Below are 20,374 nucleotides of genomic sequence, written 5' to 3' on the forward strand. Positions count from 1 at the left end.
TTTCCCCCAAAGCGTAACGTTACGCCTTATTATTCGTTATCCACGTAGTGTAGCCGCAAAATCCAGCATACGATTGAGCGGCACCAGCGCCCTCTCTCGCAGCCTTTCATCAACATGAACCTCGTGATTGCTTCCTTCCTGTTCTAATGCCTCTGCGATGGCCTGAAGGCCATTCATGGCCATCCACGGACAATGCGCGCAGCTGCGGCAGGTTGCACCCTCACCTGCGGTTGGTGCTTCCAGTAACTCTTTATCTGGCACCGCCTGCTGCATTTTGTAGAAAATACCCCGATCGGTTGCCACAATAAGCCTCTGATGTGGCAATGTTTTCGCAGCAGCGATCAGTTGACTGGTGGAACCGACCGCATCCGCCATCTCTACAATAGCTTGCGGTGATTCTGGATGCACCAGTATGGCAGCATCCGGGTATTCTTCTTGCAAGCGGGTTAACGCCTGAGTCTTAAATTCATCATGCACAATGCAGGCACCCTGCCAGCATAAAATGTCTGCGCCCGTCTGTTTTTGCACGTAACGCCCCAGATGTTTGTCGGGTGCCCAGATGATTTTTTCACCCAAACTATCCAGATGATCAATAAGTTCGACGGCAATGCTTGAAGTTACCACCCAATCTGCCCGCGCTTTTACCGCAGCAGAAGTGTTGGCGTAGACGACGACAGTATGATCGGGATGGGCATCGCAAAATGCGTTAAATTCTTCAACAGGGCAGCCGAGATCCAGTGAACATTCAGCCTGAAGTGTCGGCATCAGAATTGTTTTTTCCGAACTGAGAATTTTGGCGGTTTCTCCCATAAATCTCACCCCAGCGACTAACAACGTAGAAGCGGGATGCTTTGCACCGAAGCGCGCCATTTCCAGAGAATCAGAAATACAGCCACCGGTTTCTTCTGCCAGTTGTTGAATTTCGGGATCGGTATAGTAATGGGCAACCATCACCGCATTACGTTCTTCTAGCAGACGTTTTATCTTCTCGCGGTAATACGCTTTTTCATCAATGCTTAACGGCGTCGGCTTCGGGGGGAAAGGATAAATCGCCGTGTCTGGATCAAACATCACGCTCATCTTACCATCTCGTTTTACAGGCTTAACGTTAAAACCGACATGAGCGTAATATTCGCTGTTATCGGTGAAATTTGTTTTATATGCTAAACAAGATAGTCGAATGGTGGGGAAAAGTCACTCGAATTACGCCTAATTCCACCGACGTAGAGTTGCTTGCAAAGTAAGCTCTGAAGATGTCATCAGGTTACAAAGTGAAATTGAGGATGCCTGAATAGCAAAAAAGCGCCTTTAGGGCGCTTTTTTACATTGGTGGGTCGTGCAGGATGACTCGCTTCGCTCGCCCTACGGGCCGTCGCCGCGAGCGGCTCCGTTGTTTCGCTGCGCTCAACTCGAACCTGCTGCAGGTTCGAATCTTTGAGTATCGCAGATAGCAAAAAAGCGCCTTTAGGGCGCTTTTTTACATTGGTGGGTCGTGCAGGATTCGAACCTGCGACCAATTGATTAAAAGTCAACTGCTCTACCAACTGAGCTAACGACCCCTTGCGGGATTATGCTGCTTTAATCATTCAGGATGGTGGGTCGTGCAGGATTCGAACCTGCGACCAATTGATTAAAAGTCAACTGCTCTACCAACTGAGCTAACGACCCATACGGGTGTTACCTGAAAGATTTCTACTCGGAACCAATCTTTAAAATTGGTGGGTCGTGCAGGATGACTCGCTTCGCTCGCCCTACGGGCCGTTGCTAGCGCAACGTTATCCTTCACGCTTAACATCTGAGTTTGATGTTAAAATTGGTGGGTCGTGCAGGATTCGAACCTGCGACCAATTGATTAAAAGTCAACTGCTCTACCAACTGAGCTAACGACCCGAGTGGTGGGTGATGACGGGATCGAACCGCCGACCCCCTCCTTGTAAGGGAGGTGCTCTCCCAGCTGAGCTAATCACCCGATACTGCGCTGGATACTACAAACTACTTCCACCGAACCCACCGTAATTAGTGGTGGGTCGTGCAGGATTCGAACCTGCGACCAATTGATTAAAAGTCAACTGCTCTACCAACTGAGCTAACGACCCACTTTTTCGTTGCTTTCGGTTTGTTTGATATCCCGTGGCAACGGCGGCATATATTACTGATTTCAGACTTGAGCGCAACAAAAATTTCGATGTAGATCACTCAACTGCTTATGATTCGCACGACACGACCAGAAATAATGCGACTTCTGGTCGTGTGTTATGCATTACATCGCGTTCAGACGTTTTTGCGCCTGTTTAGCGCCATCCGTACCAGGGTATTTACTGATAACCTGCTGGTATACGGCTTTCGCTTTTGCGCTGTCACCTTTGTCCTGCATGATGACGCCGACTTTAAACATCGCATCTGCAGCCTTCGGTGACTTCGGATAGTTTTTCACTACCGAAGCAAAATAATACGCCGCATCATCTTTTTTACCCTTGTTGTAGTTTAACTGACCCAGCCAATAATTGGCGTTTGGCAGGTAAGTTGAATCAGGGTAATTTTTGATGAAATTCTGAAATGCCACCATTGCGTCATCCTGGCGGGATTTATCCTGCACCAGCGCAATTGCTGCATTGTAATCCGTGTTTGCATCGCCGCTTTTCACCGGCGCGCCAGCATTCGCAGTACCAGCATCAGCTGTCGGCGTCGTTGATGTCGCCGCACCGCTTTGATCACCGCTGGTTGATTGCGCCGCTGCACCACCGCTGCTGAGGCTGTCGATCTGCAACAGGATCTGCTTTTGCCGCTCCACGACCTGATTCAGTTGATACTGATTTTCCTGAATCTGACCACGCAGGGAATCAATATCGGATTGATTATCAGAGAGTTGTTGCTGGAGTTGGGTTAAAAGCTGGCTGTGAGCATTTGAAATACGCTCAAGTTGAGTGACGCGGTCTTCGACCGAGCCTGAGCCGACACTACTGATTGGTGCCTGAGCAAAAGCGGCCCAGGGGGCCGCTATACCAACCAGTAACGACAGACTCAATAGTTGATGTCTGAAGTTACTGCTCATGCAATTCTCTTAGTAAACCAGTACCGCACGACGGTTTTTGGAGTATGCCGCTTCGTCATGACCCAGTACTGCAGGTTTTTCTTTACCGTAAGAAACGATGGAGATCTGGTCTGCAGAAACGCCTTTACCCTGCAGGTACATCTTAACGGCGTTCGCACGACGTTCACCCAGGGAGATGTTGTATTCCGGAGTACCACGTTCGTCCGCGTGACCTTCTACGGTGACTTTGTAAGACGGGTTGCTACGCAGGAAGTTTGCATGTGCATCCAGCATTTGAGCGAAGTCAGAACGGATATCGTACTTGTCCAGATCGAAGTAAACGATGTTGTTCTGCTGCAGCTGTTGCATTTGCAGACGAGCCTGCTCTTCGGAAGACATGTTGCCGTTGCCGCCGTTCGCATCCATACCAGTGCCGGCACCCAGCATGCCTTCGCTGCCGTCATTGCTGGCGTTCTTGTTGGAAGAACATGCCGCAATTGCCATAACAGGCAGAGCAATCATCAGCCCTTTCAGCACTTTGTTCAGTTGCATTTCAATGATTCCTTTACTATTCAATTAATTATTATCACAGATACGGCGACCAGGCAGGGAATTTGACCTGTCCATCAGTTGCCGGAAGACGCGCTTTGAAACGCCCATCTGTAGAAACCAAATTCAGCACGGATCCCATCCCCTGAGAAGAGCTGTAGATTACCATAGTGCCGTTAGGTGCCAGACTTGGCGTTTCATCCAGGAACGTGGACGACAGAACTTGTACGCCTCCCGTTGCCAGATCTTGTTTGGCAATGTGCTGCTGCCCACCATTGGAGCTGACCATTACCATAAATTTACCGTCGCTGCTGACATCCGCATCCTGGTTCTGCGAACCTTCCCAGGTAATACGTTGTGGCGCACCGCCGTTGATATTCACTTTATAAACCTGTGGACGACCGGCCTGGTCAGAAGTAAATGCCAGGTTCTGGCTGTCCGGGAACCAGGTCGGTTCGGTATTGTTACTGCGACCATCCGTCACCTGGCGGATCTGACCAGAAGCCAAATCCATTACGTACAGGTTCAGACTACCGGTTTTCGACAAGGCGAATGCCAGTTTGCTGCCGTCTGGCGAGAATGCAGGTGCACCGTTGTGACGCGGGAATGAAGCCACCTGACGTACAGCGCCATTTGCCAGCGTTTGGATGACCAGCGCGGAACGACCGCTTTCGAAGGTCACATAAGCCAGTTTAGAACCGTCTGGTGACCACGCCGGAGACATCAGCGGCTGCGGTGAACGGTGAACGACAAACTGGTTGTAACCGTCATAGTCAGATACGCGCAGTTCATACGGGAACTGACCGCCGTTGGTCTGAACAACGTAGGCAATACGGGTACGGAACGCACCTTTAATGCCGGTCAGTTTTTCAAACACTTCATCACTGGCGGTATGACCAGCATAACGCAGCCACTGCTTGTTCACTTTGTACGAGTTCTGAGCAAGTACAGTACCCGGTGCGCCGCCAGTGTCAACAAGTTGATAAGCAACATTGTAAGAACCATCCGGATTCGGAGTGACCTGACCGACAACTACAGCGTCAATGCCCAGTGCGGACCATGCAGCTGGTTGTACTTCCTGCGCACTACCCGGCTGCTGTGGCAGACGAGCGCGATCTAACGGATTAAATTTACCGCTGTTACGCAAGTCAGCAGCAACGATGCCGCCAATATCTTCAGGTGCCGCACCAGGACCCGCCCACTGGAAAGGAACAACACCAATAGGACGACCGGAATCTACACCGCTGTCGATCACAATGCGGACTTCAGCATGCAGAACTGATGCCCACAGTATGAGAAAACCAAATGCTACTCGTAATGCCTGCTTCATCATATCTCCCTTATCTGGACCGATGGCCCACGATAATTTAGCAGAATGTTAACAAACTAAAATACACAAAACTACCAGAACCCCGTGGCAACCGGTGCCTGATGTTGACCGTCGGAACAGTCAACATCGCGATTACGGTTTGAAGTCCAATGGCGCGTTTTTGAACACTTCATATACTGCCTGGCTTGGTGGTTTCGGGATCTTCGCAAGTTTAGCTGCTGCCAACGCAGCCTGACAAAGTGCGGGATCGCCACCTTCAGGTTTGATATCCAGTAACATACCATCGGGTGCCAGTTTTATGCGCAGCGTACAGGTTTTGCCTGCATAGGACGATGCGTCGTAGAACTTACTTTCGATAGCAGATTTAATCTGCCCGGCATAGTTATTGATATCGGCCCCTGATGCGCCATTGTTTTTAGTATTACCACTCCCAGCAGGCGAAGCATTGTTCCCTTTCGCCCCTCCCCCCGTTTTCGGTGCATTCTTACCAGAGCTTAGCTCACCGAAAATATCATCTGCCTCTGCGGCAGCTTTTGCTGCAGCGGCTTTTTCAGCTGCTGCTTTTGCCGCTGCCGCTTTTTTGTCTGCGGCGGCTTTTTCTGCCGCTGCTTTCTTATCAGCAGCTGCCTTTTCAGCAGCCGCTTTTTCTGCTGCTTTTTTGTCGGCTGCAGCTTTCTCTGCTGCCGCTTTCTTATCAGCTGCAGCCTTTTCAGCAGCCGCTTTCTTCTCAGCTTCTGCCTTGGCTTTTTCAGCAGCTTCAGTTGCCGCTTTCTTTCTTGCTTCAGCTGCAGCTGCTTCTGCCGCTTCCGCTTTCTTCTTCAGTGCCGCCGCGGCTGCCTCGGCTTTTTTCTGCGCTTCGGCTGCGGCTTTGGCGGCTTCTGCTTCTGCTTTTTTCTTCGCGTCTGCAGCCGCTTTCTTCGCAGCTTCTTCCGCAGCTTTAGCATCCGCTTCGGCCTTCGCTTTAGCATCTGCCGCCGCTTTCGCTGCCGCTTCTTCCGCTTGCTTCTGCTTTAACTCGGCCTGTTTTGCGGCTTCTTCAGCCTGCTTTTTCTGTTCCTGAGCAGCTAACCGCTCTTTCTCAAGTTGCTTCAGGCGTTCCTGTTCAGCCGCTTGTTTCTCACGCAGTTCTTCAGCAGCCTGCTGTTCCTTCATCTTGCGCTGCTCATCAGAACGCTTCGCGCTTGATTCCTGGCTTTGCATGCGTTTGTACTGCTCAACTACCGCACCTGAATCAACCATGACAGCGTCGATGGATGAACCACCGCCGCCTCCGGCTGAAGCTTCTATATTCTCATCGAACGAACTCCAGATCAGCGCCGCAAATAAGATGACATGCAGCACTGCTGAAATAATTATCGCCCGCTTGAGCTTGTCGTTTTGTTCGGTTGCCTTTGACACTCTCGGTTTCCAAAAACTGTTCGCCTGTTACCCGCTCTCTTTCAAGCAAGGGAAACGCAGATGTTTAGATAGGCTGCGTCATTAAACCAACCGATTTCACACCCGCACTATGTAACAAGTTCAGTGCTTTAATTATTTCATCGTAAGGCACATCTTTTGCGCCACCGATCAGAAAGACCGTTTTCGGGTTGGCCTTGAAACGGCTGGACACTTCCGCCACCACCTGCTCTGGTGGTAAACGCTCCAGGCGATCTTTCTCAACCACCACGGTGTACTGACCAATACCAGACACTTCAACAATCACTGGCGGATTATCGTTACTGCTCACCGCCTGTGATTCAGTAGCGTCTGGCAGATCGACCTCCACGCTCTGGGTGATGATGGGCGCTGTCGCCATAAAGATCAGCAACAGCACCAGCAGTACGTCCAGCAACGGTACAATGTTGATTTCGGACTTGAGATCGCGACGACCTCGTCCACGCGCTCTGGCCATGGCTTACCCCTTGTTGCTCTCGCTAACGGTAAACGCCTGGCGGTGCAGAATCGCGGTAAACTCTTCCATAAAGTTGTCGTAATTCAGTTCCAGTTTGTTTACGCGCTGGTTGAGGCGGTTGTAGGCCATAACCGCCGGAATTGCGGCGAACAGACCAATTGCCGTCGCAATCAACGCTTCTGCGATACCGGGCGCAACCATTTGCAGTGTTGCTTGTTTTACCGCCCCGAGGGCGATAAAGGCGTGCATGATCCCCCAGACCGTACCAAACAGACCAATATACGGGCTGATGGAGCCAACCGTACCGAGGAACGGAATGTGCGTTTCCAGATTTTCAAGTTCACGGTTCATGGAGATACGCATAGCACGCGACGCCCCTTCCACTACGGCTTCCGGCGCATGGCTATTGGCACGATGCAGGCGCACAAACTCTTTGAACCCGCTGTAAAAGATTTGTTCCGAACCAGTCAGATTATCCCGTTTCCCCTGGCTCTCTTGATAGAGGCGAGAGAGTTCGATTCCAGACCAGAATTTATCTTCAAACGCTTCGGCTTCGCGCGCCGCTGCGTTAAGAATACGGGTCCGCTGGATAATAATGGCCCAGGATGCGATTGAAAAACCAATCAAAATCAACATGATAAGTTTAACCAGAAGGCTAGCCTTCAGGAACAAATCAAGGATATTCATGTCAGTCACTGCTTAAACTCCGCGACAATAGACTTGGGAAGCGCACGAGGCTTCATTTTGAGTGGGTCAACGCAAACAACCAGAACCTCTGCTTCATTCAGCAAAGTATTCTCGGCGTTGACAATACGTTGCGTGAAAACCAAAGAGGTGCCACGCATTGATGTTATTTCAGTCTGTATTTCGAGCATATCGTCGAGCCGCGCAGGTGCGTAATATTCCACCGTCATTTTACGTACCACAAAGGCAACGCGTTCAGCCATCAGCGCCTGTTGACTGAAGTGATGATGACGCAGCATCTCTGTGCGTGCTCTTTCATAAAAAGCGACGTAACTGGCGTGGTACACCACACCACCGGCATCAGTATCTTCATAGTAGACACGAACCGGCCATCGAAACAGCGTTGTATTCACTTTACATCCCGGTAATGCAACAAAAGTTAGAGCTTTTAAACGCTGCTACTATACGCGCGCGATTGAGGTTTGGGAATGAGGGCAAGTTAAGGGAGCGTAAAAATTTATGGGCCTGGAGCGGCCCATAATTTTTTAAAGAGAATTCTGATTTAAAAGAAGAAGAAAATCAGCCCGACAATGAGAACAATATCGGCAAGCAATGGGCAAAAAATCCCTTGCCAAAGAACCTTCTGCGGACGAAAGCCCACGCCGTGAATCACACCAGCACAGACGGCCCACATCAGCAATAAACCATGCCAGATTTCCAGTTCACTGGTCTTCGCGGCGAAACGTGATGGGTCCCAAAACATACATCCTGCTAACAGAAGCGCCATCACGAAGGAAAGCGCCCGCAGGGGGCGCTTGTCCATTACCGCATACAAGGTTGCGATAATCTTACTCATCAGATGTCTTCTTGACCGGCTTTGCCTGATTCGACGTGCTCAAGCGCCAGCGCGGTGATTACCCCAAACGAACAGGCAAGAAGCGTTCCCAGAATCCATGCGAAATACCACATTTTTAGCTCCTTACTTAGTACAGAGAGTGGGTGTTACGTTCAATATCTTCTTTGGTGATACGACCGAACATTTTCCAGTAACACCAGGCGGTGTAGAGCAGAATGATCGGTACCAGAACCACCGCAACCCAGGTCATGACGTTAAGCGTCAGCTGGCTGGAAGTTGCATCCCACATTGTCAGACTTGCGTTCATCATGGTGCTGGACGGCATCACAAACGGGAACATTGCGATACCGGCTGTCAGGATGATGCAGGCCAGCGTCAGGGAGGAGAACACAAACGCCCACGCGGCTTTATCCATACGTGCAGTCAGGATGGTCAGCAGCGGCAGAACCACACCCAGTGCCGGAATAGCCCACAGAATTGGCGTGTTGTTGAAGTTAACCAGCCATGCGCCAGCTTCACGAACCACTTCTTTATTCAGTGGGTTAGAGGCTGCGTAATGGTCCATTGTCGATTTCACGACATAACCATCGATACCGTACATCACCCATACGCCAGCCAGTGCGAAACAGACCAGTGTCACGAGTGCCGCCACCTGAGCCGTTGCACGGGTACGCAGGTGCAGTTCGCCCACGGTACGCATTTGCAGATAGGTTGCGCCCTGAGTAATGATCATCCCTACGCTCACCACGCCTGCCAGCAGGCCGAACGGGTTAAGCAGCTGGAAGAAGTTACCGGTGTAGTACAGACGCAGATATTCATCAACGTTGAACGGTACGCCCTGCAACAGGTTACCGAACGCTACACCAATCACCAGCGGCGGAACGAAGCTACCAATGAAGATGCCCCAGTCCCACATGTTACGCCAGCGGGTTTCTTCAATCTTGGAGCGGTAGTCAAAACCGACCGGACGGAAGAACAAAGACGCCAGCACGAGGATCATCGCCACATAGAAGCCGGAGAACGCAGCGGCATAGACCATCGGCCAGGCAGCAAAGAGTGCGCCGCCTGCGGTGATCAGCCAAACCTGGTTACCGTCCCAGTGTGGTGCAATGGAGTTAATCATAATTCGACGCTCGGTGTCGTTACGACCGAGGAAACGGGTGAGCATGCCCACCCCCATGTCGAAACCGTCAGTGACTGCAAAACCAATCAGCAGAACGCCAACCAGCAGCCACCAGATAAAACGCAATACTTCATAATCGATCATTTGACGACTCCTGTCTTAGCGTGCCGGCTGAGTAGTCGTGGAAGACTGCTCAAAGTGATAGCGACCGGTTTTCAGGCTGCTTGGGCCGAGGCGTGCAAATTTGAACATTAAGAACAATTCTGCCACCAGGAACAGGGTATACAGGCCGCAAATCAGCACCATTGAGAAGATGAGATCGCCTGCGGTCAGTGACGAGTTCGCCACAGCTGTCGGCAGCACTTCACCGATAGCCCACGGTTGGCGGCCATATTCAGCCACGAACCAGCCCGCTTCTACAGCAATCCACGGCAGCGGAATACCGTACAGCGCGGCGCGCAGCAGCCATTTTTTCTCGCCAATGCGGTTGCGGATGACACTCCAGAAAGAGAGCGCGATGATTGCCAGCAGCAGGAAGCCACACGCCACCATGATACGGAACGCGAAGTACAGCGGCGCTACACGCGGAATGGAGTCTTTGGTTGCCTGTTGAATCTGCGCTTCAGTCGCATCAGCCACGTTTGGCGTATAGCGTTTCAGCAGCAGACCGTAACCGAGGTCTTTCTTCATGCTATTGAACTGGTCACGAACCGCCTGGTCGGTAGAACCAGAACGCAGTTGCTCGAGCAGAGAGTACGCCTTCATCCCGTTACGAATGCGTTCTTCATGCTGCACCATCAGTTCTTTCAGGCCGATAACTGGAGTATCCACGGAACGCGTTGCAATGATGCCCAGCGCGTAAGGGATCTGGATCGCAAATTTGTTCGTCTCCTCTTCCTGATCAGGAATGCCGAACAGAGTAAAGGCAGCAGGCGCAGGTTGCGTTTCCCACTCGGCTTCAATAGCAGCCAGTTTGGTTTTCTGCACGTCGCCCATTTCGTAACCAGATTCATCACCCAGAACAATAACAGACAGAACGGCAGCCATACCGAAGCTGGCAGCGATAGCAAAGGAGCGTTTAGCGAAGGCGAAGTCACGACCTTTCAGCATATACCATGCGCTGATACCGAGGATGAACATCGCGCCAGTCACATAACCAGACGCTACAGTGTGAACGAATTTCACCTGAGCAACCGGGTTAAGCACCAGCTCGGAGAAGCTCACCATCTCCATACGCATAGTTTCAAAGTTGAAATCGGACGCGATTGGGTTTTGCATCCAGCCGTTCGCAACCAGAATCCACAGTGCGGACAGGTTTGAACCGAGCGCCACCAGCCAGGTGACACACATATGCTGAACTTTACCCAGACGATCCCAACCGAAGAAGAACAGACCTACAAAGGTGGATTCGAGGAAGAAGGCCATTAGACCTTCGATTGCCAGCGGCGCACCGAAGATATCCCCTACATAGTGGGAATAGTAAGACCAGTTAGTCCCGAACTGGAACTCCATGGTCAGACCGGTAGCCACACCCAGAGCGAAGTTGATACCAAACAACTTGCCCCAGAACTTGGTCATATCTTTATAAATCTGTTTGCCGGAAAGGACGTAGACCGTTTCCATAATGGCCAGCAGGAACGCCATACCGAGCGTCAGTGGCACAAAAAGGAAGTGGTACATCGCGGTCAAGGCAAACTGTAAGCGCGACAGTTCGACTATATCTAACATCATGACTCCTTGCTCATCGCATGAAGACTCCGAGAGTGAACCCCGTTAGAAAGGGTCACACGCATGCCCCAATACAAAATTATTTGCTCGCCTCTATCGTTGCCATTTCATCAAAAGAGGAAAAGACAATGATAAAAAAGTTACAAATATGTTAATGAATAAACCAAATTGATCCCGTAATTATATTACGCCGCAAAATCCTTACAATAAACAGGTTTTTATTGAGCAAATTTGCATTTTTCGACAGTGATCAATTTATAGCGAAATTGTCACGATCTCACCAATTTGATCTACGACAATTTATCGTGTTTTGCAGATTTTTTTCAAGAATTAAAAATTGATTTATATCAAAACCAACCAAATATGTTAATTATGTATAAACCATAGATCATTGGTGATTTTATTGTTAATTTATTGTGAAATATTTATGCAACACAATTATTACAATGAAAAGGTATAGATAAAAAACCAGTGTTTTATTTAACAGAACCGCCTTATCCACTTTTTATAATACCAATTGATTAGATTAGCCAATTTGTTGCTATTTTACATAACATATTTTTATCAAAGTTAATTGATTGTTGCCTTTATGAGCACCGGCCGTAAGCCCGTTATGTTATTGTTTCATTAGTAATAATCACTTAAATGTATCGATGAAACAGGTATGACTTAGCGGGAGTGATTGTTTCTGAGTGAACAGAGACCACTTTCGCCTGATAAATGAAAAATGAGCGATTTTTGCAAGTTAGTTTTTCTATAGCCGAGTACGCTCAGCGCCTCGCTTGATTACAATGAGGTTGCTGCTATGAGTCCTGATAATATCAGTTCTGCTGTCAATCGCTTCTCAGGTTGGCCATCTAATGATCCTCTAAAAACAGATAAAGAATCAATGACATCACCCATGACTGTGCAGGTAATAAAGATGATTGCCGCCATCCTTGATCCACATCGGATAGTCGTTGGAATCGATACACTTTATACAACGCAGCGCGAAACATTTACCTCAGAGAGCCAACAGTTCATTGAATCAGCATTGCAAACACTTCATGTGATGAATTTAAATAACCTGGAAACAAATCTCGATGAGGAAGGTCACTATCTGGCTTTTGGATATAACGTTGACACTCCTGACAGAATAACCGTTTCTGCTTATAATGAAAAAAAGCCTGGCTGCTATGGTCAATGTCTTTTAATACAGGATGACGAAACAGACTTATTTAACCTGATAAAAGTTAAAATTTTTGAAGCCAGGCATAATTATGTCGCTCAATTGATGAGCGATCCGGAATTTATGTTCAAATTTAGTTATAGCGCTCAACAAAATAGATTAGAACCTCATCTTCTGGTTCCCACTTATTTCCCTCTAAAAACAAACGAACCGGTTACGCAAGAGGATGTACTGTTACTTTATCGTTTCTTTAAAATGGATGGTGATTTTAATATATTAACATCAGATGAATACATGAGTATCATGACACCTCTGATGAAGTGTGAGCGCAGCATCCACGACCACAACAGGTATGTGACGGGCAAAGATACCCTTCTTCTGGACTATCCTCCTTCTGGTAACCAGATATATTTCCATATTTTTCCTGACGAATCAGCAACACTAGTCCTTTATTTTTCAAACAATGACATTGAATGTTTCGTCTTTGAAAGAGATATTCCGAGCCAGTATCGCTTTTTCAAAATGTTTACCAATCTGGCACTGGTTATTGATCAGTTAACCGATGCCAATCAAATACTTTAATTTTTATATATTCCCTGTGGCAAATATTGCTAAACAATGCCCGGGGATTAATTTTTATTACTCACGGAAAGATTTAAATAATGATCCCATCTCAAATCTCTTTCAACACCCTTCCTGTCAATGCAACATACGCTTCAGAGACAACAGTTGACACACAAAAATTCTCTGACATCCTCTACTCAGCGGGGTGTTCCCTAAAGGATCTGGCTTATCTGAGCAGATGTCTGGCATCAATACATCCGACTATCGCCAAAAACATTTATGAAACAGAAAATCTCAGCGATCAAAAATTACTACATATTGATTGCCGTAGTACAAATGAAATCAAGATAAATATCTTTTTTGGTCAACAACGAGAAGGATTAATTGAAATTAGTTCTGACACAGTCATTTTTTCGATACTGTCTTCATTGATTGACTCCACCATTTCTAAATTTCAACACCAAAACCCCGTTAACGGTTCTGTAAATCCTGACCTATTGTATGAGGATTATACTGATTAAATCCCTCCTGTCGCGAAAAATGGCCTGCGTTATTGCCAGACGTAATAAAACTTTTGATTAACGTTTCTCGTACTGGTAGCACCTTCATGTACTTTTCTTTTTTACGAAAAATCAAAAGAGCTAACAAAGGTCATAATTCGCATGAATCATTAATTATTTGTTATTTTCAACATTATTTTTACATTAAGCAGAGATGAATTGCAGTGAAATTCGACTTAACTTTTATGAAATGCATTTACTCATGGCTAAAGCCACGTCACAAAAATGCAAATTAGAAGTTGATCACAATTATCTCAATACATCAAATCAAGTTAATTTTAAAAATTTAACATTCATGACATTCGTTGACATAACACACTGAATTAAAATGAGAATTTGAAAACACACTTTAAACAATCATTTCCCGAAAGACATTTTGAAAATAGATCAATTGCAACATTACGGTCAGATAAAGACACTCCTGTGATATTAAACCTGTGCCGTTATGAACGGCCATAAATACGACGTGTGTAACTTATTTTACTCTCTGTCTTACAAAGGATTACCCATGAAGAAAGCAACACTTGTGATTGGCGTTATTGGCGCGGACTGCCATGCAGTAGGCAATAAAGTTCTGGACCGCGTTTTTAGCAACCATGGCTTCAGAGTCATTAATCTGGGCGTAATGGTCAGCCAGGACGAATATATTGATGCTGCCATTGAAACTGGTGCTGACGCGATTGTCGTCTCCTCTATCTATGGGCATGGCGATATCGACTGTCTGGACATGCGCGAACGCTGCATCGAGCGTGGACTGGGGGACATCCTGCTCTATGTGGGCGGTAACCTGGTGGTCGGAAAACATGACTTCGCTGACGTGGAAACCAAATTCAAAGAGATGGGATTTGATCGCGTCTTTGCCCCAAGTCATGACTTAGAAGATGTTTGTCAGCTGATGGCCCACGATATCAACCAACGTCATGACGTTGATACTCGTATTCTTGAAGAGGCAATCTGATGCAAATCGTCTCTGTCGATATTGGATCGACGTGGACCAAAGCAGCCCTCTTCGCCCGGGAGGGGGACGCGTTAACGTTGGTTAACCACGTACTGACCCCAACCACCCCCCATCATCTGGCGAAGGGGTTTTTCTCCAGTCTGAACCTGGTGTTAAACGTAGATGATGCCCTCCCCCTGTTTAACAGCGGTGAGGTTGCATTGAAGTATTCCTCCTCTGCCAAAGGTGGGCTGGCGGTTGCCGCAATGGGATTGGTGCCTTCTATCACCCTGGAAACCGCGAAAGTAACCGCTCACTCTGCGGGGGCTAAAATTGCGCAATATTACGCCTACAAGCTGAACCGCCGTGATATCCAGGCACTGGAAGAAACGCAGCCCGATATTCTCTTGTTCACCGGCGGCACCGACGGCGGAGAAGAAAGCTACGGCCTGAATAACGCCCGTGTGCTGGCAGAATCCAAACTCGACTGCGCCATTATTTATGCCGGAAACCGGGATATTCAGGACGAGGTGCAGGAGATCCTCGGGCATAAAGACCTGACCATCGTCGACAACGTTCTGCCCGATCTTGACCATCCGAACCCTTTAGCTGCACGCCAGGCTATCTGCGACATATTCCTTAAACGCATCGTTAAAGGGAAAGGGCTGGATGTCATTGTTGATAAAACAGGCGAAGAACCAATGCCGACACCATGGACGGTCTTTGAACTGGTTAAGGCAATCAGTAACGTCGATCACAGCTGGAAAGAGTTCATGCTGATCGACATGGGCGGCGCAACCACCGATGTCTATTCCGCCTGTGCCAACACGCTCTCGCCCGACACTGTTTTACATGGCGTACCGGAACCCTTCGTGAAACGGACGGTGGAAGGCGATCTGGGAATGCGCGTCTCGGCAATGGTGGTTGGTGAAAGTGCGAAAGAGTTAGTCAATGTGAATTTTGCTCAGCAACCCGCACAGCTGGACGCTTTTTATCATTACCTCCGTCATTTAGTCGCTCATCCCGACTACTTACCCGCAAATGCAGAAGAAAAATATTTCGATACCGTCCTGGCCGGACTGTGTGTGGGTTATGCCACCGAAAGACATGCGGGCACCAAAAAAGAGGTCTGCACCTGCGTCGGCAATGTCGATTTACAGATGGGACGTGACCTGACAACCGTGCGTAAAGTCGTGGGTTCCGGCGGATGGCTCTCGCGTGCCAGTCAGTTCGATATGCATCACTGGTTGAAATACCGCGAGTTAAACGACGACGGTAAACGCATTCTCTTACCGACCGAATTTGAATATTACCGCGATTCCCGGGGGCTATTACCACTGCTGGCAAACGTCGCCAGAGTCGATCCACTGGCCGCCGCGCGCACCAGTATTCAATGCTTAACCCTATAACAATTAAGGCTGCAATCAATGGAACTTCGAAATAAGAAATTAACCCATGACGAATTCATGACCGAGCGGCAACAGGTACTGAAAACCTGGGAAACCGGCAAGGATGTTGAAAACTTTGAAGATAGCGTTAAATACCAACAAACCATTCCTGAGCATAAACGCTTCTCTCTTGCGCTGTTGAAAGCAGACAAGGAAGGTAAAACCCTTAGCCAACCGCGCGCAGGTGTGGCGCTGATGGACGAACACATCGAACTACTGAAAACACTACAAGAAGAGTGCGATCTGCTGCCGAGCACTATCGATGCATATACCCGTCTGAATCGGTACGAAGAAGCGGCTGTAGGGATTAAAAAATCCATCGAAGCCGGAACCTCTAAACTGAACGGTTTGCCGGTAGTTAACCATGGCGTCGCAGCTTGCCGTCACCTCACCGAAGCCCTGCAAAAACCGCTACAGATCCGCCACGGCACGCCAGATGCGCGTCTGCTGGCTGAAATCTCGATGTCCAGCGGCTTTACCAGTTACGAAGGCGGCGGCATTTCCTACAATATTCCGTATGCCAAGCGCGTAACGCTGGAAAAATCGATCCGCGACTGGCAGTACTGCGACCGTTTAATGGGGATGTATGAAGAACACGGGATCCGCATCAACCGCGAACCATTTGGCCCACTAACGGGTACGCTGATCCCGCCGTTTATCTCGCACTCTATCGCGATAATCGAAGGATTACTGGCGCTGGAACAGGGTGTGAAATCTATCACCGTTGGTTATGGACAGGTCGGCAGCCTGACGCAGGATGTCGCGGCGATCCAGTCTCTGCGTGAACTTGCACACGAATACTTTCAGAACTATGGCTATACCGACTATGAATTAAGTACCGTATTTCACCAGTGGATGGGCGGCTTTCCGGAAGACGAATCGAAAGCGTTCGCCATTATCTCCTGGGGTGCAGCCGTCGCGGGGATGTCTGGTGCCACCAAAGTCATCACCAAAAGCCCTCACGAAGCCTGGGGAATCCCGACTGCCGCTGCCAATATTCAGGGGCTGAAAGCCTCCCGCCAGATGCTCAACATGGTCAATGAGCAGAAATTCCCGCCGTGCCCTGCGGTTGAACTGGAAATTGAACTGATTAAGAGCGAGGTTCGCGCGGTACTGAATAAAGTGTTCGAACTGGGTAATGGTGATATTGCGCGCGGTACGGTGCTGGCATTTGAAGCGGGCGTACTGGATGTGCCATTTGCTCCAGCCGCGTGTAACGCGGGCAAAATTCTTCCGGTCCGTGACAACACCGGCGCGATACGCGTACTGGAAGCCGGAGCCGTTCCATTGCCAAAAGATATTCTCGACCTCCACCACGATTACGTTGCTGAACGCGCACGCTTTGAAGGACGCCAACCGACATTCCAGATGGTTGTAGATGACATCAATGCTGTATCCCACAGTAAATTAATAGGAAGACCATAATGAAAATAAAACAGGCCCTTTTTACCGCTGGGTACTCCTCATTCTATTTCGATGACCAGCAGGCGATAAAAAACGGAGCGGGTCACGACGGTTTTTTTTATACCGGGGAGCCAGTAACACAGGGGTTTAACGCCGTACGTCAGGCCGGGGAGTGCGTATCGGTACAGTTGATTCTGGAAAACGGCGCGGTCGCCGTAGGTGACTGTGCTGCCGTACAGTATTCCGGGGCAGGTGGTCGCGATCCACTGTTCCTCGCTGAGCACTTTATTCCGTTCCTCAACGACCATATCAAGCCATTACTGGTAGGCCGCGATGTGGATGCTTTCCTGCCGAATGCCCGTTTCCTCGACAAATTGCGTATTGACGGCAACTTGCTGCATACCGCCGTGCGCTACGGATTATCACAGGCTCTGCTTGATGCTACCGCGCTGGCAACCGGCCGTCTGAAAACTGAAGTGGTCTGTGATGAATGGCAGTTGCCACGCGTGGCGGAATCCATTCCATTATTTGGTCAGAGCGGGGACGATCGATATATCGCCGTCGATAAGATGATCCTTAAGGGCATCGACGTGCTGCCCCATGCACTGATTAATAACGTCGAAGAGAAACTGGGCTTTAAAGGTGAAAAACTGCGCGAATATGTCCGCTGGCTGTCGGATCGTATTCTGAGCAAGCGCACCAGCGCACGCTACCACCCTACCCTGCACATCGATGTATACGGCACTATCGGTCTGATCTTCGATATGGATCCGCTTCGCTGTGCGCAATACATCGCCAGCCTGGAAAAAGAAGCGCAAGGCCTGCCGCTCTACATTGAAGGGCCGGTCGATGCCGGTAACAAAACCGATCAAATTCGCCTGCTTACCGCGATTACCAAAGAGCTGACGCGCCTCGGTTCCGGCGTGAAAATTGTGGCGGATGAATGGTGTAACACCTACCAGGATATTGTTGATTTCACTGATGCCGCCAGTTGCCACATGGTGCAAATCAAAACCCCGGATCTGGGCAGTATTCACAACATCGTCGATGCAGTTCTTTATTGCAACAGCCACAGCATGGAAGCGTACCAGGGCGGCACCTGCAATGAAACTGATGTCAGTGCCCGCACCTGTGTCCACGTCGCCCTTGCCGCTCGCCCCATGCGTATGCTGGTAAAACCAGGGATGGGCTTTGACGAAGGCCTCGATATCGTCTTCAACGAAATGAATCGTACTATCGCGCTGTTGCAGGCTAAGGATTAACAAATGGCTCGTTCTTTTAAAGTCTTATCGCCAACGGCAATCCTCGGGTATGGATTCCCGGAGGAGAGCTTCCGCAAAGCGATGGCAGAATCGCCCGATCTGATCGCCGTTGATGCTGGCTCTTCCGATCCTGGCCCCCACTACCTTGGGGCGGGCAAACCGTTTACCGATCGCGCAGGGGTCAAGCGCGATCTGCGCTATATGATCACCGCAGGCGTGCAAAATAATATACCGGTGGTGATCGGAACGGCCGGCGGTTCTGGTGCCGCTCCACACCTGGAGTGGTGCCGAGAAATAATTCATGAGATTGCCCGGGAAGAGCACCTCTCGTTCTCGATGGCGCTGATCCCGGCAGACGTTGACAAAGCCATCGTCCACCAGGCGCTGGATAACGGCAAAATCACGGCGCTGGATTTTGTCCCGCCGTTAACCCACGACGCGATTGACGAAAGTACGTATATCGTCGCGCAAATGGGCATCGAACCCTTCCAGCAGGCGCTGAAAGAAGGCGCGCAAGTGGTGCTGGGCGGGCGCGCTTACGACCCGGCCTGCTTTGCTGCGCTACCGATCATGCAAGGCTTTGATGAAGGTCTGGCGCTGCATTGTGGGAAAATCCTTGAATGCGCGGCAATCGCCGCAACGCCCGGCTCAGGCTCTGACTGTGCGATGGGCATCATTGATGACAACGGCTTTACGCTGAAGACATTTAATCCGAAGCGTAAATTTACCGAAACGTCAGCAGCTGCACACACACTGTATGAGAAATCCGATCCCTACTTCCTGCCTGGACCTGGCGGCGTGTTGAACCTGAAAGGCTGCACATTTAAAGCGGTCAATGACAGCGAAGTGTACGTCAGCGGTTCTAAGCATGAAGAAACGCCGTATTCCCTGAAACTGGAAGGTGCGCGACGGGTGGGCTTCCGCTGTCTGACCATCGCCGGAACGCGCGACCCGATCATGATCGCCGGGATCGATAAAATCATCGATGAAGTCAAAACCAGCGTTTCGCGTAACCTGTCGCTCGACGATGACAGCATTCACATCAATTTCCACCTGTACGGCAAAAACGGGGTGATGGGCGACCATGAACCGATGCAAACTGCCGGGCATGAGCTGGGGATTGTCCTAGATGTAGTTGCGCCGACCCAGGAAATTGCCAACAGCGTTTGCTCGCTGGTGCGCTCTACCATGCTGCACTACGGTTATGAAAACCGCATCGCTACCGCAGGCAATCTGGCGTTCCCGTTCTCCCCTTCTGATATCCAGGGCGGGCCGGTATACGAATTTTCCATATATCACCTGATTGAAGCCAACGACGCTCTGCGTTTTGATTTCCATATTGAACAGGTGACGCCAGAAGGAGTTCAGGCATGAAACAGTCAATTGTCTCACTGGCGCAAGTCATTCGTTCGAAAAATGCCGGACCTTACGAACTGGTTTTAGATATTTTATTTAAAACGAAAGAAAACTATGAGCGAGTTAAATCATCAGGGCAATTAACCCCAGAACTGATTGCGCGCTTATATCATGTTGAACCTGACTTTATTCACCGTATTGTCTGGTTTGATCCTTCTAACGCAGTAAAAATCGTCATGCCACGAGATATTATATCCGGGAATGTAGGTGACAATGATGTCTATGGTGCACAGCAACATGCACCTTTATTAAATATGAGTTTCGATTTGTAAAAATCCGAATACTTTTAGCCAACTGACATCCCGTCACTTATTGCAGTTCAACACTTCAGCTATTTGTAAGGTTGTAATAGCAGGTAGATGCCTGAATCTCTATTCAGGCATCTACTTCTCCTGATTCTGATTTATCGCCGTGCACCTGATG

Annotated in this window: 20 protein-coding genes, 5 tRNA genes and 1 other RNA gene; 8 read left to right on the forward strand and 18 right to left on the reverse strand. The window is 49.2% G+C overall.

The features are described 5' to 3' along the window. Window positions 1-36: 36 nt before the first annotated feature. The 18 genes from nadA to cydA all read right to left on the reverse strand — a co-directional run bounded on the left by nadA (window position 37) and on the right by cydA (window position 11,192). Window positions 37-1,080 carry a quinolinate synthase NadA gene (gene nadA / locus ACK8NJ_RS16150; RefSeq protein WP_000115263.1) on the reverse strand — a complete coding sequence of 348 codons (1,044 nt, stop codon included), beginning with the start codon at window positions 1,078-1,080 and terminating at the stop codon, window positions 37-39. Window positions 1,081-1,327: 247 nt separating this feature from the next. Further along, a non-coding RNA gene (locus tag ACK8NJ_RS16155) (RtT sRNA) lies at window positions 1,328-1,453 on the reverse strand. 30 nt (window positions 1,454-1,483) lie between these two features. Then, a tRNA-Lys gene (locus ACK8NJ_RS16160) sits at window positions 1,484-1,559 on the reverse strand. Between the two features lie 33 nt (window positions 1,560-1,592). Then, a tRNA-Lys gene (locus tag ACK8NJ_RS16165) sits at window positions 1,593-1,668 on the reverse strand. A 146-nt stretch (window positions 1,669-1,814) separates the two neighbouring features. Further along, window positions 1,815-1,890, reverse strand: a tRNA-Lys gene (locus ACK8NJ_RS16170). Window positions 1,891-1,893: 3 nt separating this feature from the next. Continuing rightward, window positions 1,894-1,969 (reverse strand) — tRNA-Val (locus tag ACK8NJ_RS16175). 51 nt (window positions 1,970-2,020) lie between these two features. Next, window positions 2,021-2,096 (reverse strand) — tRNA-Lys (locus ACK8NJ_RS16180). 164 nt (window positions 2,097-2,260) lie between these two features. Beyond that, entirely contained in the window at window positions 2,261-3,052 is a 792-nt protein-coding gene (gene cpoB / locus ACK8NJ_RS16185; protein WP_000097572.1) for a cell division protein CpoB, read from the reverse strand. A 9-nt stretch (window positions 3,053-3,061) separates the two neighbouring features. Beyond that, window positions 3,062-3,583 (reverse strand): peptidoglycan-associated lipoprotein Pal, encoded by a 522-nt coding sequence (gene pal, locus ACK8NJ_RS16190; protein WP_001295306.1) that lies wholly within the window; start codon window positions 3,581-3,583, stop codon window positions 3,062-3,064. Window positions 3,584-3,617: 34 nt separating this feature from the next. After that, window positions 3,618-4,910, reverse strand: coding sequence for a Tol-Pal system beta propeller repeat protein TolB (gene tolB, locus ACK8NJ_RS16195; RefSeq protein ID WP_001295307.1), 1,293 nt, complete (start codon window positions 4,908-4,910; stop codon window positions 3,618-3,620). A 132-nt stretch (window positions 4,911-5,042) separates the two neighbouring features. After that, complete coding sequence (gene tolA / locus ACK8NJ_RS16200; RefSeq protein WP_000030637.1) at window positions 5,043-6,308, reverse strand: cell envelope integrity protein TolA; 1,266 nt, start codon at window positions 6,306-6,308, stop codon at window positions 5,043-5,045. Between the two features lie 64 nt (window positions 6,309-6,372). Beyond that, window positions 6,373-6,801 carry a colicin uptake protein TolR gene (gene tolR / locus ACK8NJ_RS16205; protein ID WP_000090097.1) on the reverse strand — a complete coding sequence of 143 codons (429 nt, stop codon included), beginning with the start codon at window positions 6,799-6,801 and terminating at the stop codon, window positions 6,373-6,375. A gap of 3 nt (window positions 6,802-6,804) precedes the next feature. Continuing rightward, entirely contained in the window at window positions 6,805-7,497 is a 693-nt protein-coding gene (tolQ, locus tag ACK8NJ_RS16210) for a Tol-Pal system protein TolQ (protein ID WP_000131314.1), read from the reverse strand. Further along, window positions 7,494-7,898, reverse strand: a complete 405-nt coding sequence (gene ybgC, locus ACK8NJ_RS16215; protein ID WP_001098384.1) for a tol-pal system-associated acyl-CoA thioesterase — start codon at window positions 7,896-7,898, stop codon at window positions 7,494-7,496. The genes tolQ and ybgC overlap by 4 nt, the downstream gene beginning before the upstream one ends. A gap of 149 nt (window positions 7,899-8,047) precedes the next feature. Next, window positions 8,048-8,341: a cyd operon protein YbgE gene (gene ybgE, locus ACK8NJ_RS16220; protein ID WP_000034602.1), complete on the reverse strand. Its 294-nt coding sequence runs from the start codon at window positions 8,339-8,341 to the stop codon at window positions 8,048-8,050. Then, on the reverse strand, window positions 8,341-8,454 hold the full coding sequence (gene cydX, locus ACK8NJ_RS16225) for a cytochrome bd-I oxidase subunit CydX (protein WP_000270282.1): 114 nt from the start codon (window positions 8,452-8,454) through the stop codon (window positions 8,341-8,343). Before cydX ends, ybgE begins: the two co-directional genes overlap by 1 nt. Before the next feature lie 14 nt (window positions 8,455-8,468). Further along, window positions 8,469-9,608, reverse strand: a complete 1,140-nt coding sequence (gene cydB / locus ACK8NJ_RS16230; RefSeq protein ID WP_000568275.1) for a cytochrome d ubiquinol oxidase subunit II — start codon at window positions 9,606-9,608, stop codon at window positions 8,469-8,471. Between the two features lie 15 nt (window positions 9,609-9,623). Continuing rightward, window positions 9,624-11,192, reverse strand: coding sequence for a cytochrome ubiquinol oxidase subunit I (cydA, locus tag ACK8NJ_RS16235; protein WP_000884361.1), 1,569 nt, complete (start codon window positions 11,190-11,192; stop codon window positions 9,624-9,626). A gap of 805 nt (window positions 11,193-11,997) precedes the next feature. On the opposite strand from cydA, the gene ACK8NJ_RS16240 reads away from it, so the two are divergent. From ACK8NJ_RS16240 to ACK8NJ_RS16275, 8 genes are all read left to right on the forward strand, one after another. Further along, entirely contained in the window at window positions 11,998-12,942 is a 945-nt protein-coding gene (locus ACK8NJ_RS16240) for a hypothetical protein (protein ID WP_064762122.1), read from the forward strand. Between the two features lie 80 nt (window positions 12,943-13,022). Next, a complete protein-coding gene (locus tag ACK8NJ_RS16245) occupies window positions 13,023-13,445 on the forward strand; it encodes a hypothetical protein (RefSeq protein ID WP_000613115.1) in 423 nt (140 codons plus the stop codon). A 547-nt stretch (window positions 13,446-13,992) separates the two neighbouring features. Next, window positions 13,993-14,442: a methylaspartate mutase subunit S gene (gene glmS, locus ACK8NJ_RS16250; protein WP_054250112.1), complete on the forward strand. Its 450-nt coding sequence runs from the start codon at window positions 13,993-13,995 to the stop codon at window positions 14,440-14,442. After that, window positions 14,442-15,830 carry a methylaspartate mutase accessory protein GlmL gene (glmL, locus tag ACK8NJ_RS16255; RefSeq protein WP_236936856.1) on the forward strand — a complete coding sequence of 463 codons (1,389 nt, stop codon included), beginning with the start codon at window positions 14,442-14,444 and terminating at the stop codon, window positions 15,828-15,830. The genes glmS and glmL overlap by 1 nt, the downstream gene beginning before the upstream one ends. 18 nt (window positions 15,831-15,848) lie before the next feature. Further along, window positions 15,849-17,294 carry a methylaspartate mutase subunit E gene (locus tag ACK8NJ_RS16260; RefSeq protein WP_236936855.1) on the forward strand — a complete coding sequence of 482 codons (1,446 nt, stop codon included), beginning with the start codon at window positions 15,849-15,851 and terminating at the stop codon, window positions 17,292-17,294. After that, window positions 17,294-18,535, forward strand: coding sequence for a methylaspartate ammonia-lyase (locus ACK8NJ_RS16265; RefSeq protein ID WP_328116061.1), 1,242 nt, complete (start codon window positions 17,294-17,296; stop codon window positions 18,533-18,535). Before ACK8NJ_RS16260 ends, ACK8NJ_RS16265 begins: the two co-directional genes overlap by 1 nt. A 3-nt stretch (window positions 18,536-18,538) precedes the next feature. Continuing rightward, window positions 18,539-19,909 carry an acyclic terpene utilization AtuA family protein gene (locus tag ACK8NJ_RS16270; protein WP_000124264.1) on the forward strand — a complete coding sequence of 457 codons (1,371 nt, stop codon included), beginning with the start codon at window positions 18,539-18,541 and terminating at the stop codon, window positions 19,907-19,909. After that, window positions 19,906-20,223, forward strand: coding sequence for a DUF4387 domain-containing protein (locus ACK8NJ_RS16275; RefSeq protein ID WP_000813947.1), 318 nt, complete (start codon window positions 19,906-19,908; stop codon window positions 20,221-20,223). Before ACK8NJ_RS16270 ends, ACK8NJ_RS16275 begins: the two co-directional genes overlap by 4 nt. Window positions 20,224-20,374 lie beyond the last annotated feature (151 nt).

It is taken from the genome of Escherichia sp. F1, from assembly GCF_046764225.1.
GTDB lineage: Bacteria > Pseudomonadota > Gammaproteobacteria > Enterobacterales > Enterobacteriaceae > Escherichia > Escherichia coli.

Bases quoted from the DNA above. Each gene is read 5' to 3' on its own strand.
- ACK8NJ_RS16260 (WP_236936855.1), top strand. From the start codon at position 15,849: ATGGAACTTCGAAATAAGAAATTAACCCATGACGAATTCATGACCGAG.
- ACK8NJ_RS16240 (WP_064762122.1), top strand. From the start codon at position 11,998: ATGAGTCCTGATAATATCAGTTCTGCTGTCAATCGCTTCTCAGGTTGG.
- pal (WP_001295306.1), bottom strand. From the start codon at position 3,583: ATGCAACTGAACAAAGTGCTGAAAGGGCTGATGATTGCTCTGCCTGTT.
- cydA (WP_000884361.1), bottom strand. From the start codon at position 11,192: ATGTTAGATATAGTCGAACTGTCGCGCTTACAGTTTGCCTTGACCGCG.
- glmL (WP_236936856.1), top strand. From the start codon at position 14,442: ATGCAAATCGTCTCTGTCGATATTGGATCGACGTGGACCAAAGCAGCC.
- ACK8NJ_RS16275 (WP_000813947.1), top strand. From the start codon at position 19,906: ATGAAACAGTCAATTGTCTCACTGGCGCAAGTCATTCGTTCGAAAAAT.
- ybgE (WP_000034602.1), bottom strand. From the start codon at position 8,341: ATGAGTAAGATTATCGCAACCTTGTATGCGGTAATGGACAAGCGCCCC.
- ACK8NJ_RS16245 (WP_000613115.1), top strand. From the start codon at position 13,023: ATGATCCCATCTCAAATCTCTTTCAACACCCTTCCTGTCAATGCAACA.
- ACK8NJ_RS16270 (WP_000124264.1), top strand. From the start codon at position 18,539: ATGGCTCGTTCTTTTAAAGTCTTATCGCCAACGGCAATCCTCGGGTAT.
- cpoB (WP_000097572.1), bottom strand. From the start codon at position 3,052: ATGAGCAGTAACTTCAGACATCAACTATTGAGTCTGTCGTTACTGGTT.
- cydB (WP_000568275.1), bottom strand. From the start codon at position 9,608: ATGATCGATTATGAAGTATTGCGTTTTATCTGGTGGCTGCTGGTTGGC.
- tolR (WP_000090097.1), bottom strand. From the start codon at position 6,801: ATGGCCAGAGCGCGTGGACGAGGTCGTCGCGATCTCAAGTCCGAAATC.
- tolB (WP_001295307.1), bottom strand. From the start codon at position 4,910: ATGAAGCAGGCATTACGAGTAGCATTTGGTTTTCTCATACTGTGGGCA.
- cydX (WP_000270282.1), bottom strand. From the start codon at position 8,454: ATGTGGTATTTCGCATGGATTCTGGGAACGCTTCTTGCCTGTTCGTTT.
- nadA (WP_000115263.1), bottom strand. From the start codon at position 1,080: ATGAGCGTGATGTTTGATCCAGACACGGCGATTTATCCTTTCCCCCCG.
- ACK8NJ_RS16265 (WP_328116061.1), top strand. From the start codon at position 17,294: ATGAAAATAAAACAGGCCCTTTTTACCGCTGGGTACTCCTCATTCTAT.
- glmS (WP_054250112.1), top strand. From the start codon at position 13,993: ATGAAGAAAGCAACACTTGTGATTGGCGTTATTGGCGCGGACTGCCAT.